A 13,690-nucleotide genomic window follows, 5' to 3' on the forward strand; every position below is an offset into this window, starting at 1 on the left:
CGTGTCCCTGGAGATGCTCCGCTACCTGCCTAAGGACGCTTGGGGCAAGACCCAGCTCGACGCTGTGGTACGCCGCCAAACCCCATTGGCCTGGCCTGATGAGCAGGTCGAAGACGTGCTGCACCGTATGTCAGAGAGTTCTCTTTCCGTCATGCCCGTTGTGGAAAGGGATTCGGAAAAGTTTTTGGGCGCGGTCACCAGCAACGACATCATCCAGCTCATGACCATGGAGACTATGGGCGAGAGCAGGTCGCCGCGCCGGCCGGTCGAGACCTCGACGCGGTCTTGACAGAATCATGAAGGCGACGGCTTGCCCCGCGCTGCTGGGATGCCCACGTGGTTCACGAAGAACCGGATACACGTATAGACAAGGGAGTCGATCATCGTGTCGGGCGGCAATGTCGGTCTGGCCCGCCGGCCCTTTTCGTGAACGCTGCGACTAGCGCCTCAGACGCGGGTTGGTTACACTACAGGCAGCCGCTGTCACTGCGGGAGAAGACGACGAGATCATATTTACACTGAACAGGCCGGCTCGGGCTTCGAGCTGGACAGACTTTACCCTCGCATCGCGGGTGGTGGGGAGAAGATGGTGGTGGTGTATGGGAAGGAAAGTCTTGAGGTGTTTCAATCGGGCTGCGGAGGCACGACGGGCTCGGTACTCGCAGCGCTACGGTGGCTTCGCTCTGGCCGTCCTGCTGGCCGTGCTGTGTTCGGCCGGCTGTGCCCGGTATGTTGATCGTCCGATGATCGTCACCGCCTATTCGTCCGACAAGATCAGTACCAACTGGCGGCGGGGGCGGATCCTGTTCTGGCGCGCCTATGTCGCCAGCGGCCCGAATAAGGGCAAGCGCAAATATGTAGGCATCACCTCAAGCGGCACCAAAGCCCGCAAGGGCACGATTGCCGCGGATACGCGCTACTACCCGTACGGCACGGTCATGAAGATCCCCGGTTACGGCAAAGGCGTGGTCGAAGATATCGGCAGCGCGATCAAAGGTCCGAATCGCCTCGACGTCTACTTTTCGACCCGCAAAAAGGCGCTCAAATGGGGACGCCAGAAACTCACCGTCAGTGTTCGGCAGGATGACTGAGCGGGCTCAGCCGTGCAGCTCCGCCCGTATCTTTTCCAGATAGGGTTTCACATAGGCGTCCGTATACGGCCGCCCGTATGTCAGCAGGAGAAACGCGACCGCCGCAGACAGGCCAAGAACGCCCAACGCCTTGGCGGTGAAACCCAGCTTTGCCTTTAGCCTCGACGAAGAGCGGGCCGCCGCATGTGGCATCCGGCGGCGCTTCCGCTTCCTCCACGGCGAGCCGTCAGCCAGATGAGGGTCGGGCTTACTGACCAGTGGGTTGTCCTGCCAGGTCGGCATCGTCCTTCCGCCGGCGGTCTACGGGCCGCGCTACTCCCCGCTCCGGCTCATTGGGCCGGCACATCGAAGCGAAACAGGCTGACCGCGTTGTCATAGGTCAGCTGGCGCCGCTCGTGGTCGGGCACACCGGCAAACATGGTGTCCAGGAACTCCATCGACTTGGGCCAGGTCGATTCCGAGTGGGGAAAGTCATTGCCCCACAGCATGTTGTCGAGACCGATGCGGTGGCGCAGCTCAACGCCCACCTCGTCTTCCTGAAAGACGCCAAACATATTGCGGTACCAGTAGTCGCTCGGCATGAAACCGTCCTTGGACTTGTAGTTGGCGTACACCGGGCGGTTGACATAGGTGAAGTCCATCTGTTTGAGCCAGTGCGGCGCCCACGAAATCTCGTGCTCGACCGAGCCGATCTTAATCCGTGGATAGCGTTCACACACGCCGGCAAAGATGATGTCGGTCAGGGCGTAGCGCACCCAGTAGTCTTGGGTCGGCCGCAGACCGGCCGGGGTGAAGGTCGAGAAGCTGAACGAAATCTCGCACCCCGGCACATTGGCCCGCTGGGTGGCCAGGTGAAACAGCAGCGGCATCTGGTACTCCTGGGCGGCCGCCCACAGCGGCTCATACACAGGGTCGCGGTACGGCTGTCCCGGCAGCGGTGCGACCGGGATGAACGCCCCGGCCAACCCCAGCTCGGCACACCGCTTGAGTTCTGCCCCGGCCGCCTGGGGATCGTCGACATTAATCATGCCGATGCCCCGCAGCCGCCCTGGATTGGCCCGACAGAAATCGGCAATCCAGCTATTGTAGGCGTAACAAATACCGGACAGCAGTTCGCTGTCTTCCAGATGGTACCAGAACAGGCCCTGGCTGGGCTGGAGCACCGCGCCCCAAATCCCGTCCATCTCAAGCTCGGCCAGCATGGCCTGGGGCTGGTAGGCGCCCTCTCTGACATCTTCCCAAATGCTGACAAAATCCAGGCTACTGGCGTCCTCAAAGCGGCGCCCGGCCTGGGTGACGGCGCCGAGCGTGGCGACCTGCACATCGCCCAGGAACCACGCGTCAGCCTGTTTGCCGTCCTCGGTCGTATAGCGTTTGATCAGCGGCGCCCGGTCCAGCAGCTTGGCCGGCATGCCCTGGGTGTACAGATCGGGGGGTTCCACAATATGCGAATCGCTCGAAATCACCGTCGGCTGGCTCATGCGTCCCTCCTCGTCAGTCTGCAGAGGCCATACCACGCCCCCGGGCCCAACACAAGAAAAGGCCGGCCGCGCTTGCATTCCGGCCCGTTTTGGGACACATGAAGAGACGCATTAGGGAGGAGACCGCATGCAGCTGTACGATCATCCACTGTCGCCGAACTGTCGCAAGGTGCGTGTCTATTGTGCCGAAAAGAGCCTTCAACTGGCTCTGCGACCGGTTGACCTGCTGGGCGGCGAGCAACGCGGCCCGGATTTTCTGCAACGCAACCCGTTTGGCGCCATCCCGATCCTCGAACTCGACGACGGCACGGTCATCCCGGAATCCTTGACCATTATTGAGTATCTGGAAGAACTCCACCCTGCGCCCCCGCTGCTGGGCCACGATCCCCTCAGCCGAGCCCTGGTCCGCGCCTGGGAACGGCGGGCAGAACTGGGGGTGATCCTCCAGGGCACGCGGCGCTTTCTGCACTCCAGCCCGTATTTTGCGGCGCGCGGAGTGGAACAGAATCCCAAGGTTGTGGAGGAGGCCGGCGGCGTGCTCAGGGCTCGCCTCAGCCTGTTCGATGCGCATCTCCAGCACTCCGAGTGGCTGGCGGAGGATTTTTCGCTGGCCGACATCAGCCTGATGGTCGGCATCGACTTTATTGCCCAGTCGGACTTTCAACTCGACCCGGCCTGGACGCACCTGACACGCTGGTACGAAACGATGCAGCAGCGCCCCAGCGCCGGAGCCTGAGAACCGTGTGTGACATAAGAAGGACGCAGCATGAGCGGACACAAAACGGCTATTGTGGTTGGGGTCGGTGCTGAAATCGGCATCGGCGGGGCGGTGTGCAAGCGCTTTGCCCGGGAAGGCTACCATGTCTTTATCGCCGGTCGCACGGCCGAAAAGATCGACGCCGTCCGCCACGCAATCACTGCCGCCGGCGGAGCGGCAACAAGTGTCGTCACCGACACCACCAAGGAAGCCGAGGTCATTCGCCTGTTCGATACCGCGGAACACGCCGGGCACGGTCCGCTCGAGGTCGTGATCTACAACGCCGGCAATAATTTCATGAAAGACATCCTGGACATGGATGCCGAGTTTTTTGAGCGGGTCTGGCGGGTCGGCTGTTTTGGCGGCTTTCTGGTCGGCCGAGAAGCCGGCCGGCGCATGCTTCCGCGCGGCGCTGGCACGCTGCTGTTTACCGGCGCAACCGGCTCGCTGCGCGGCAAACCGCCCTTTGGCTCATTCGCATCGGCAAAGGCCGGCCTGCGTGCCCTGTGCCAGACCATGGCCCGGGACTGGGGACCCAAGGGCATTCATGTTGCCCATGTCATCATCGACGGCGGCGTCAACGGCGATATGATCCACTCGCGTTTCCCGGACTACCTCACACGCAAGGGCAAGGACGGCATGTTGGACACCGACGCCATTGCCGACGCCTACTGGTATCTGCATACCCAGCACCCGACCGCCTGGTCACTCGAAGTCGACCTGCGGCCGTATAAAGAGCCGTTCTAACTCGTTCCCCTCGCCCTGGACAGCATTCCACGAACAGCGGCTTGACACGTTTTATATTTTCATTATATTGGAAATATGAAAAACAATGACGCCGTCAGCATCCTGTCGGCCCTGGCTCAGGACACCCGGCTCGACATCTTCCGTCTGCTGGTTCGAGCCGGAAAGGCGGGCTTGGCCGCAGGTGCTATCGGACAGGCGCTCGGCATTCCGGCCGCGACCCTGTCGTTCCATCTCAAGGAACTCAAACACGCCGACACGGTTTCGTGCCGGCGCGAGGGTCGCTCCCTCATCTACAGCGCCAACTTTGCAACAATGAACGCCCTCGTCGCGTTCCTGACCGAAAACTGCTGCCAAGGTGTTGCAGCCGAAGAACCCTCTCAGCCCGTGTGCTGCTGAGGCTCCATAGGGAAAGGAGAAGACCATGCGATTCCAACTCGCCCTGAACGTACGCAATCTCGATGAGGCCATTCCGTACTACTCCAAGCTGCTCGGCGCGCCGGTTAACAAACGCAAACCCGGCTATGCCAATTTTGCGGTGGACTCACCCCCGATCAAACTCGTCCTGCTCGAAAACCCGAACGCCACCGAGCGGCTCAACCACGTCGGTTTCGAGATGGACACGGATGAGGTCGAAGACACGCTGACCCGCCTGGAACCGCAGGGCCTGGCCGACGAGGTCATTCGGGACGAGACCTGTTGCTACGCCAACAAGAGCACGGTCTACTCCACAGACCCCGAGGGCCTGTTGTGGGAGTTCTACAAGTTCCACGGCGATACCGAGGTCTTCCGGGCTTCGCCTCGGCGCGACACACCAGCCGCCAAGCCCAAACCGTCCGCCACCTGTTGTCGCTAAGGGCTCCCGTCATGGCACAGACACCCCCAACAACCGTCAGCCCGCCCCGGCCCTCAAGCCGGGACATGTCCGTCTTTGAACGCTACCTCAGCCTGTGGGTCGGTCTGTGCATTCTTGGCGGCATCGGCCTGGGCCAGACCGTTCCCGGTCTGGCAACCGCCCTGGACGGCATGGCGCTGTATGTCGGCGACGCTCCGGTGGTTTCGATTCCGATTGCGGTGTGTCTGTTCTTCATGATGTATCCGATCATGGTCAAGATTGACTTCGCCAAGGTCGCTACGGCGAGCCGCAACGCCAAGCCGGTCGGCCTGACCCTGTTTGTCAACTGGGCGATCAAGCCGTTTAGCATGTACGCCATCGCCGCCCTGTGTCTGGGCGGTCTGTTTCAGACTTTTATCGGCCCGGAGGCGATCGACTATGTGAAGATGCCGCTCGGCCTGTCACTTCCGGTCGGCAGCTCATACGGAGCCGGAGAGGTGGTGCTGGTCGACGGGGTCAAGATGCTGGCCGTCCCGCTGTGGCGGAGCTATCTGGCCGGCTGCATTCTGCTGGGCGTGGCGCCGTGTACGGCCATGGTGCTGGTCTGGGGCTATCTGGCCCAGGGCAACAGCGGGCTGACCCTGGTCATGGTCGCCCTGAACTCGCTCACCATGCTGGTCTTGTACGGGGTGCTGGGCGGATTTTTGCTGGGTATCGGCCGGCTGCCGGTGCCGTGGCAGGCCCTGATGCTGTCCATCGGCGTGTATGTCGTCCTGCCGCTGCTGGCCGGATATTTTTCCAGAGGCTGGCTCATACGGGCCAAGGGAGAAGCCTGGTTCACGGAGCGCTTTCTACCCCTGCTCACGCCCGTCACCATTGTGGCCCTGCTGCTGACCCTGGTCGTGCTGTTTTCGCTCAAGGGGGAGGTCATCGTGGCCAATCCGCTCACCATTGTGTGGATTGCCATTCCGCTGTTCATTCAGACCGTGCTCATTTTCGGCCTGACCTATGGGCTGGCCAGATTGCTGAGGTTCTCCTACCAGGACGCCGCGCCGTCGGCCCTGATCGGCGCCTCAAACCACTTCGAGGTTGCCATTGCCACGGCCACCATGCTGTTTGGGTTGTCCTCCGCCGCAGCCCTGGCCACGGTTATCGGGGTCTTGATCGAGGTGCCGGTCATGCTGCTCTTGGTCCGCGTGTGTCAGCGCACCCAGGGCTGGTTTGCCCGGCCGGCCGCCGCGCCGGCCGGCTCTCGGCAGTCCGCCAGCTACGATCTCCCAGAACCGGACTGACGCGGCTGGTCTGATCGCTGCCGGTGGACGTATCGGGCACGGTCGGATTCAGGGGCCGAAACGGGCGGTGACATTCCGGGCAAATTCCGCCACCAGCCTATCTGCCTTGCGGCGGATCACCGCCTGGCCGAACTCGCCCAGCTTGCCCATCAGCCGCACCTCCGACACGATCCGCAGCTCGGTCGCGTCGCTGTCGGTCTCGTCCAGCGTCATACGGACCGTGAGGAAGACCCCTCCCCCGACCCGCCGGTCCCTGGCCTCGGCCTGCGACACGATCCGCCACGCGTGCCGATTCTTCTCCCGAACCGTCATCACTCCCTGTAAGCGCAAGCCGATGGGGCCGACCTTGACCCGCAGCTGGCCGGTGTACTGTTCGCCCGCGCCGTCGTGCTTGGCCGTCAGCTGATCCGCCCCGGGCACGCAGCCGGCCATGTCCGGAACATTTGTCAAAAAATCCCACAGCTGGTCTCGGGCGACCGCCAGCCTGCACCGCTGCTCAAAATTCACCCCTGCCCTCCTCCGGCGCGGGCTCGCCCCAGCGCGTGGTCGAGCGCCCGCTCGACGAACACCACGGCCATGTCCCGCTTATAGTCAGCCGAGCCGCGGAAATCATCGCTCGGATCGACCGCCTCGGCCACCAGCGCAGCGGCATCGCGGATGATAGCCGGCGTTGGCTGCTGTCCCTGCAGGGCGGCTTCGACCACGCTGGCGCGCAGCGGTGTTGCGCCGGCCGCGCCCAGGGCGACCCGGACCTGGACGATCCGGTCGGCGTCGAGTGTCAGCCGAGCGGCCACCGCGACCGTGGCGTAATCGTCTTGGGTCTGAGGAAGAAACTTGAGGAAGCTGGTGCCCGAGTTGGCAGGCAGAGGGGGCACGATGACCGCAGTCAGCATCTCGGCCGGCTCCAGGACGGTTTCGTAATAATCGACAAAAAACTCCGCAATGCCGACCTCCCGCTGGCCGTGGTTGGAGCGCAGGCACACCCGCGCGTCAAGCACTATCAGGCTGGGCGGCGGATCCTGGTTGGGGTCGGCATGGGCCAGGGCGCCGCCCAGGGTCGCCACGCTGCGGATGCGGATGCTGGCCACCCGTCCAAAGGTTTCAGCCAGCACGGGCACGGCGGTTTGTACCAGCGGCGAGGCTTCGAGGGCGCGGTGGGTACACAGGGCACCGAGCCGTAGAGCCTGAGCCGAGCCGGGCGGGCCGATCTGGTCGATTTCAGCCAGACCCTCAGTCTGGGCCAGCCGGCGCAGACCGATCAGATACGCCGGCTGGACCAGCCGCTGCTTCATCAGATTGACCAGCCCGGTGCCGCCGGCGATGAGCTTGGCCTCATCGCCGTAGCGAGCCAGTGCGTCGAGCGCCTCCTCAAGGGTTTGGGGTTCGATATATTCGAAAGGACTCACGCCGACACCTTGCCCTCGGCCACCGCCTGGATCGACTCAATAATTTTGTAATAGCCGGTGCAGCGACACAGATTGCCCATCATCCACGACCGGATTTCCCCGACCGAGGGGTGCGGCGTGGTGTCCAACAGGGCTTTGGCGGCCATGATCTGACCCGAGGTGCAGATGCCGCACTGAAAGCCGCCGTATTCGAGAAAGGCCCGCTGGAGCGGATGCAGCCGGTCGCCCTCGGCCAGCCCCTCAATCGTGACGAGCCGACAGTCGGCGACCGACACCGCCAGGGTCAGACACGCGCTGACCGGTTGGCCGTCAACCAGAACCGTGCATGCCCCGCACACGCCCACGCTACAGCCCTCTTTTGTGCCGGTCAGGCCGAGGTCATCGCGTAGAAAGTCGATCAGCAGCCGGTTATCGGCCACCTCACGGCTGACCGGCTGACCGTTCACCCACACTTGCAGCGTTTTCATGATGCACTATCCCCGTCCGTCCGTCCGCCGCGGTAGACTTTCTCGGCTGTCACCGGGAGATTGTTCAGACGCACCCCAACCGCGTCAAACACGGCATTGGCAACCGCTGCCGGAACGGCGACGTTGCTGTGCTCGCCGACCGCCTTACCGGCATACGGCGCCGGACCGGACCGGCTCTCGACCAGGGCGGTCTGGAGTTCGGGCATGTCCATGCTCGTCGGCAGCTTGTAATCGCCCAGATTAAGGCTGCTCACCGCACCGTCCTGAATCAGCAGGTGTTCGGTCAGGGCCTGACCCAGACCCTGGGCGACCCCGCCCTCGATTTGGCCCTGGTGGGTGAGCGGGTTGAGAACGGTGCCCACGTCATGGGCAGTAGTCAGCTTGCGCAGGCTGACCTGGCCGGTCTGGAAGTCAACCTCGACCTCGGCGACCTGGGCGCAGAACGAGGTCACCTCAACCGGGTCCGGGACGTAGCTGCCAAGCCGTGACAGAGGCAGCTGGCCCTGGGCATCAGCCTGGGCGGCAAAGGTGTGCAGATCGAGGCGTTGGCCGTCTTGGCCGAGGAACTGACCGGCCTGGAGCTGGACGGTGTCGGCTGCGCAATCCATCTGCCGGGCGGCCAAGTCAATGAGGGCGGCCTTGAGGGCGCGGACGGCCAGCAGCGTGGCTTGGCCGGCCATATGGGTCAGGCGGCTGCCCCCAGCGCCGACCTCCCAGGCTGCGGTATCGGTATCGCCCTGTACGACCCGCACCCGCTCCAAGGGCAGCTGGAACTCCTCGGCCACGATCTGCTGCAAAACGGTAAAGGAACCGGTGCCCGTGTCGGCCGCTCCGGTCATCAGGCTCAGGCTGGCGTCCGGGTTGAGGCTCAGGATTGCGCTCGACGGACCGAAGGCGCCCGGTTCCCGGTCGTACAAGCCGATTCCGCGGCCAACTCCAGGCGCCTTTTCATCCCCCCAGCCGGCAGTGTCGGCCGCCGCCCGCAGGGTTTCTTTACACCGAATCGTGCGCCACTCCTCACCCAGGGGTGCCCGGTCGCCCTCCTCCAGGGCATTCCGTAAACGGAACTCCAAGGGGTCAAGCCCCAGCTCATGGGCAATGCAGTCCATGTGGCTCTCAACCGCAAACACGACTTGCGGCGCGCCCGGCGCCCGCATATGTCCGGCCGGCACGGTATTGGTATAGGTTCGCACGACCTCGATATCCACGTGCGGGATGCGGTACGGCCCGCCGGCGTGAACACCGCCGTGGACCGTGTGCAAGGGAGTGAACGCGGCATACGCCCCGCAGCTGAAGACCAGCCTGGCGTGTCGGGCGGTGATGCGCCCCTCGGCGTCCACCCCGGACTTGAGCGTCATCGTCGCGGCGTGGCGCGGGTTGCCGGCCATCAGCTCCTCGGTGTAGCTCATGACCATCTTGACCGGCCGACCGGAGCGGGCGGCCAGGTGATAACACACCACGCTGTCCATCAGTGAACCTTTGCCGCCAAAGTCCCCGCCCAGCGGCGCGGTGTTGACACACACCCGGTCTTCGTCCAGCCCGATTCCGGCGGCGAACTGAGCCCGGGCAATGAATGGCGTCTTATTCGACAGCCACAGCTGAACCCTGCCGCCCGGCTCGATGTGGACGACGCTGGCGTGCGGTTCGAGATAGCCCTGATGGACGGGCGGTACGCTGAAGCTGTGCTCAAAAATCCGGGCCGCGCGGGCAAAGCCGGCCTCGGTATCGCCGTGGGTATAGCGCACCTGCGACACCACGTTAGGGATGGCCGGAAACAACCGGTCGCCGCCGTGGTGAACGAAATCCGGAATCGGCGGGTGGGCGTAGCGACTGGTGTCGGTGTGCACCCGGGGGGCGGCGTCGCGCATGGCTTCGAGCGCGTCAAACACGGCCGGCAGTTCCTCGTACTCAATCTCGACGAGGGTCAGCGCTTCTTCGGCGATGTCGGCGGACTCGGCCGCCACCGCAACAACCTTTTCGCCCACAAAGCGCACTACATCACGAGCCAGAACCGGCATGTCCAAAAAGAAGCGGCCGAGGCGACGCTCCGGCAGGTCGGCGCCAGTCAGCACCGCATGGACGCCGGGCAGGGCGGCGGCCTGAGACACATCAATCGACCGGATGCGGGCGTGCGGAAACGGGCTGCGGAGACACTTGCCCCATAGCATGCCGGGCAGGGCGATATCGGCCGTATAGCGTGCCCGGCCGGTGACTTTGTCCGGCCCTTCGACGTGGGCGACGGGCTGTCCCACACTGCGCCAGTCTGGCATAGCTTCTCCCTGTGTTGCGCCGCTCCGGGACTCAGGCGGTTCTGCCCGGCTCGGTCAGCCGTTCCAGACGCGCCAGGTAGGCGTAGGCCTGGCTGGCTGTCCGGCCGCACATGGACTCGGAGGGACACAGGTCGCGGCAAACCGCCGGCCGGTCGGGTCTTCCAAACAGGAGGCAGCGGTTGTCGGCGCTCAGCTGAACGCAGCGCACCCCGGCCGGTTTGCCGTCCGGCATACCCGGGATGGCGGATGAGATTGACGGGGCGATGCAACACGCCCCGCAGCCTACGCGACAGTCCATAATAGAGGTGCTCCTTCCTGTTCTTTTGGCCATGTCTCGGGAGAAGTTGCAAGACCGCTAGGATTGGCCGGATTCAGTTGCAAGCTATCATAATTTTGATAATATCAGGCGAATGATGCTTATCCGCATGTGAGGAGACATATGCCTACCATTCGTCCCATCTCGGATTTACGCAACAAAACCCCCGAGATCTCAAAACTCTGCCACGACTCTGGAGAACCGGTTTTCATTACAAAAAACGGCGAAAGTGAGTTAGTGGTGATGAGCGCCGCCGCCTATGAGCGGGATCAGGCCCGCCTGAGACTGTATGAGCTGCTCAATGCGGCCGAAGAAGACGTGCGCCACGGAGATCGGGGGATTGGCGTGAAACGCCTCGCCGTCCTCCTGCGCGGGGCACCGGAATGACGCGACAGGTCCGGGTCCTGCGCCGCGCCCAGACCGACCTGCTCGAAATGCAGCGCTATATTGCGCGGGATAATCCCACGGCAGCCGAAGATATGCTCAGGGCGATGCTTGACCTCATCGCCAGCCTGGGAGAATTCTTGGAGCGAGGACACATACCAAAGGATGCGGTTCTCCGAGCTGCCGGCTATCGTTATCTGCGCTACGGTGAATATCTCGTCTTTTACAAGGTTCTTCGCTCACAGGTCCGCGTGTACAGAATCGTCCACGGACGGCGCAGGTATGAAGACATCTTGTAAAACATAGGATAAAGACACCTGCGAGAGCAAATACCCGCTGGGGAGGACACATGAGCAATCCAGTCAACCCGCAACTCCGCTTCGGCCTGTGGTACGACTTCCGTAACCCGCCGGCCTGGAAACGGCCCTACGACCAGATCTACGGCGAAATCCTCGACCAGATCGTGTGGGGCGAGGCGAACGGCTTTGACGACGTGTGGCTGTCTGAGCACCATTTTATTGACGACGGCTACTCCCCGGCCCTGATGCCGATTGCCGCCGCCATTGCCGCTCGGACCACAAAGATTCGGATCGGCACCAGCGTCATGCTGCTGCCCTTTCACAACCCCGTCCGTCTGGCCGAAGACGCGGCAACCGTTGACGTGATCTCCGGCGGACGCCTGGAGCTCGGAGCCGGGGTGGGCTACAAGGTCGAGGAGTTCGAGGGCTTTGGCGTATCGAGCAAGGAGCGCGGGGCGCGGACCAACGAGTGCCTGGAAATCCTGGCCCGGCTGTGGCAGGGCGAAACCCTGAGCTTCAAGGGCACGTACTACGAGGTCAACAAGGTCAAGCTGACGCCCGAGCCGATTCAAAAACCGCGGCCGCCGCTGTGGGTCGGCGGCTTCACCCCGCCCGCCCTGCGCCGGGCGGCAAAATACGGCGACGGCTATATTGGCGTCGGCCCGCTGACCGAGCACTACCAGCGCTATGTGGCCGCCCTGGAAAAGCAGGGCAAACCCAGCGACAATCTGCGCCTGGCGGGCGGCTTCTTCTGGCTGATCGCGTCCGAAGATCCGGACAAGACCTGGCACGAGGCGGCCGATCACGTGATCTACCAGACCAACGCCTACGCCGAGTGGTCGGCCAAGGCCGGTATGCCCCTGTTTGAGACCATCCGGGATCGGGACCATTTGCGCGAACTGGGGATGCTGCAAGTCGTCGAGGTTGACACCTGCATCAAGATGATCCGCGACTATGCGTCCGAAACGCCGCTGACCCACTACTACTCCTGGACCCTGCCGCCGGGCCTGCCGGCCAGCTGGATCCAGCCCCATCTGGAGCTGTTTGCCACCAAGGTCATTCCCGGCGTGCGCGCCGCTCAGTAAGCGAAAGGAGAGGTCCATGTCCCGTCTATTGGTGTCCGTGTGTGCTTTGGTCTTTTTCCTCTTGGCGCCACCCGCCCACGGTTCGGAATGGGTGATTGATGCGTCCCATTCCAGCGCCCAGTTTGCGGTCCGCCACTTCATGGTTTCAACCGTGCGCGGTACGTTTGGGACGCTGAGCGGTGCGGTGAACCTGGACGAACAGGACATCACCCAGTCGTCGGTCACGGCCGAGATTGAGGTGGCCTCGATTGACACCCGTGAGGCCAAACGGGACGAGCACTTACGGGGCACGGACTTCTTCGATGTCGAACAATACCCGACCATGCGCTTTGTGTCGAAAAAGGTGGAGCAGACCGACGCTACCCGCTATACCGTGACCGGGGACATGACGATGAAGGGAGTGACCAGGCAGGTCGCGTTTGCGGTCGAAGGCTCGCCCACCCCGATCACCGATCCGTGGGGCAATCTGCGGCTCGGCGGCGTGGCAACGGCGACCATCGACCGAACCGAGTTCGGCCTGAGCTATAACAGAGTGTTGGAGGCCGGCGGTGTTACCATCGGGGAAGAGGTGAGAATCACCATCGACTTTGAACTCACCCCCAAACAGGAAGAGCAGTAGACGAGCCGGCACGAGGCACGCAGCCTCGTGCCCGTTCACGCCCTCTTCGGGCAAATATCCAGAATTTCAAATACCGTACAGCGCCTTCACGTTGTCGTGGGTGATCTTGGTCCGCTCCTCGGCGGCAATGCCGTCGAACAGTTCGTCGAGCACCTCGTTGGAGCACGGCCAGGTCGAGTCGGTATGCGGGTAGTCTGAGCCCCACAGCAGGTTCTCAAGGCCGATGAATTTCCGGGTCGCAAGCGCCGGCCGGTCGTCCTCAATGGTGGCGTAGAACTGCCGTCGCCAGACCTCGTGGGGCGGCGTGCCGCTGAACGGCTCGTCCATAGTGCGCCGTTCGCGCTGCAAGCCCTGATCGACACGGTCCAGCCAATGGGCGATCCAGCCGGCGTTGAACTCGGCCACCACGATTTTGAGGCGCGGGTGGCGCTCGCATACCCCCCGGCACATGAACTCGACGATGGTGCGCTGGACCGTGGCCTGGGCTGCGGCATAGTCGGCAATTCCATCGTCACGGACGCGCGGACCGCGATACTCACGCGGCACATAGGACAGCGTGCCGACGTGCATCGACAGCGGAAAGCCGGCCTCCTCGGCCCGGGACCAGATAGGCTCGTAGGCCGGGTCGTAGTACGGCCGCTCAA

General features: G+C 63.4%; 19 protein-coding genes. 11 read left to right on the forward strand and 8 right to left on the reverse strand.

All coding sequences use genetic code 11. The features are described 5' to 3' along the window. Together J4F42_18795 and J4F42_18800 are read left to right on the forward strand one after the other, a co-directional pair. On the forward strand, positions 1-289 hold a 289-nt coding region (locus J4F42_18795; protein ID MCE2487565.1), incomplete at its 5' end, for a CBS domain-containing protein. Between the two features lie 325 nt (positions 290-614). After that, on the forward strand, positions 615-1,091 hold the full coding sequence (locus J4F42_18800; protein ID MCE2487566.1) for a 3D domain-containing protein: 477 nt from the start codon (positions 615-617) through the stop codon (positions 1,089-1,091). Between the two features lie 6 nt (positions 1,092-1,097). Here J4F42_18800 and J4F42_18805 read toward each other — a convergent pair whose 3' ends face one another. Together J4F42_18805 and J4F42_18810 are read right to left on the reverse strand one after the other, a co-directional pair. Beyond that, positions 1,098-1,373, reverse strand: coding sequence for a hypothetical protein (locus J4F42_18805; protein MCE2487567.1), 276 nt, complete (start codon positions 1,371-1,373; stop codon positions 1,098-1,100). Between the two features lie 47 nt (positions 1,374-1,420). Beyond that, positions 1,421-2,572, reverse strand: a complete 1,152-nt coding sequence (locus J4F42_18810; GenBank protein MCE2487568.1) for an amidohydrolase family protein — start codon at positions 2,570-2,572, stop codon at positions 1,421-1,423. 127 nt (positions 2,573-2,699) lie between these two features. On the opposite strand from J4F42_18810, the gene J4F42_18815 reads away from it, so the two are divergent. From J4F42_18815 to arsB, 5 genes are all read left to right on the forward strand, one after another. Beyond that, positions 2,700-3,308 carry a glutathione S-transferase family protein gene (locus J4F42_18815; protein ID MCE2487569.1) on the forward strand — a complete coding sequence of 203 codons (609 nt, stop codon included), beginning with the start codon at positions 2,700-2,702 and terminating at the stop codon, positions 3,306-3,308. Between the two features lie 30 nt (positions 3,309-3,338). Continuing rightward, positions 3,339-4,076: an SDR family NAD(P)-dependent oxidoreductase gene (locus tag J4F42_18820; protein ID MCE2487570.1), complete on the forward strand. Its 738-nt coding sequence runs from the start codon at positions 3,339-3,341 to the stop codon at positions 4,074-4,076. Between the two features lie 75 nt (positions 4,077-4,151). After that, positions 4,152-4,472, forward strand: a complete 321-nt coding sequence (locus J4F42_18825; GenBank protein MCE2487571.1) for a helix-turn-helix transcriptional regulator — start codon at positions 4,152-4,154, stop codon at positions 4,470-4,472. Between the two features lie 25 nt (positions 4,473-4,497). After that, entirely contained in the window at positions 4,498-4,929 is a 432-nt protein-coding gene (locus tag J4F42_18830) for a VOC family protein (protein ID MCE2487572.1), read from the forward strand. Positions 4,930-4,994: 65 nt separating this feature from the next. Then, entirely contained in the window at positions 4,995-6,200 is a 1,206-nt protein-coding gene (arsB, locus tag J4F42_18835; GenBank protein MCE2487573.1) for an ACR3 family arsenite efflux transporter, read from the forward strand. Positions 6,201-6,248: 48 nt separating this feature from the next. Here the strand turns inward: arsB and J4F42_18840 are convergent, their stop codons facing one another. The 5 genes from J4F42_18840 to J4F42_18860 are packed head-to-tail and all read right to left on the reverse strand — an operon-like array spanning position 6,249 to position 10,641. After that, on the reverse strand, positions 6,249-6,707 hold the full coding sequence (locus J4F42_18840) for an SRPBCC family protein (GenBank protein MCE2487574.1): 459 nt from the start codon (positions 6,705-6,707) through the stop codon (positions 6,249-6,251). Then, the gene (locus tag J4F42_18845; protein MCE2487575.1) at positions 6,704-7,606 is read right to left on the reverse strand and encodes a xanthine dehydrogenase family protein subunit M; all 903 of its coding nucleotides are present in this window, start codon (positions 7,604-7,606) and stop codon (positions 6,704-6,706) included. Before J4F42_18845 ends, J4F42_18840 begins: the two co-directional genes overlap by 4 nt. After that, a complete protein-coding gene (locus tag J4F42_18850; protein MCE2487576.1) occupies positions 7,603-8,073 on the reverse strand; it encodes a (2Fe-2S)-binding protein in 471 nt (156 codons plus the stop codon). Before J4F42_18850 ends, J4F42_18845 begins: the two co-directional genes overlap by 4 nt. Continuing rightward, positions 8,070-10,343 (reverse strand): xanthine dehydrogenase family protein molybdopterin-binding subunit, encoded by a 2,274-nt coding sequence (locus J4F42_18855; GenBank protein ID MCE2487577.1) that lies wholly within the window; start codon positions 10,341-10,343, stop codon positions 8,070-8,072. The genes J4F42_18850 and J4F42_18855 overlap by 4 nt, the downstream gene beginning before the upstream one ends. A 31-nt stretch (positions 10,344-10,374) precedes the next feature. Beyond that, positions 10,375-10,641: a hypothetical protein gene (locus J4F42_18860; protein MCE2487578.1), complete on the reverse strand. Its 267-nt coding sequence runs from the start codon at positions 10,639-10,641 to the stop codon at positions 10,375-10,377. Positions 10,642-10,782: 141 nt separating this feature from the next. On the opposite strand from J4F42_18860, the gene J4F42_18865 reads away from it, so the two are divergent. The 4 genes from J4F42_18865 to J4F42_18880 are packed head-to-tail and all read left to right on the forward strand — an operon-like array spanning position 10,783 to position 13,046. Further along, positions 10,783-11,046 (forward strand): type II toxin-antitoxin system Phd/YefM family antitoxin, encoded by a 264-nt coding sequence (locus J4F42_18865; protein MCE2487579.1) that lies wholly within the window; start codon positions 10,783-10,785, stop codon positions 11,044-11,046. After that, complete coding sequence (locus J4F42_18870) at positions 11,043-11,342, forward strand: type II toxin-antitoxin system RelE/ParE family toxin (protein MCE2487580.1); 300 nt, start codon at positions 11,043-11,045, stop codon at positions 11,340-11,342. The genes J4F42_18865 and J4F42_18870 overlap by 4 nt, the downstream gene beginning before the upstream one ends. Before the next feature lie 50 nt (positions 11,343-11,392). After that, positions 11,393-12,427 carry an LLM class flavin-dependent oxidoreductase gene (locus J4F42_18875; protein ID MCE2487581.1) on the forward strand — a complete coding sequence of 345 codons (1,035 nt, stop codon included), beginning with the start codon at positions 11,393-11,395 and terminating at the stop codon, positions 12,425-12,427. A 16-nt stretch (positions 12,428-12,443) separates the two neighbouring features. Beyond that, positions 12,444-13,046 (forward strand): YceI family protein, encoded by a 603-nt coding sequence (locus tag J4F42_18880; GenBank protein MCE2487582.1) that lies wholly within the window; start codon positions 12,444-12,446, stop codon positions 13,044-13,046. A 66-nt stretch (positions 13,047-13,112) separates the two neighbouring features. On the opposite strand, the gene J4F42_18885 is transcribed toward J4F42_18880, so the two are convergent. After that, on the reverse strand, positions 13,113-13,690 hold a 578-nt coding region (locus J4F42_18885), incomplete at its 5' end, for an amidohydrolase family protein (protein ID MCE2487583.1).

It is taken from the genome of Desulfurellaceae bacterium, assembly GCA_021296095.1.
Classification (GTDB): Bacteria; Desulfobacterota; Binatia; order Bin18; family Bin18; genus JAAXHF01.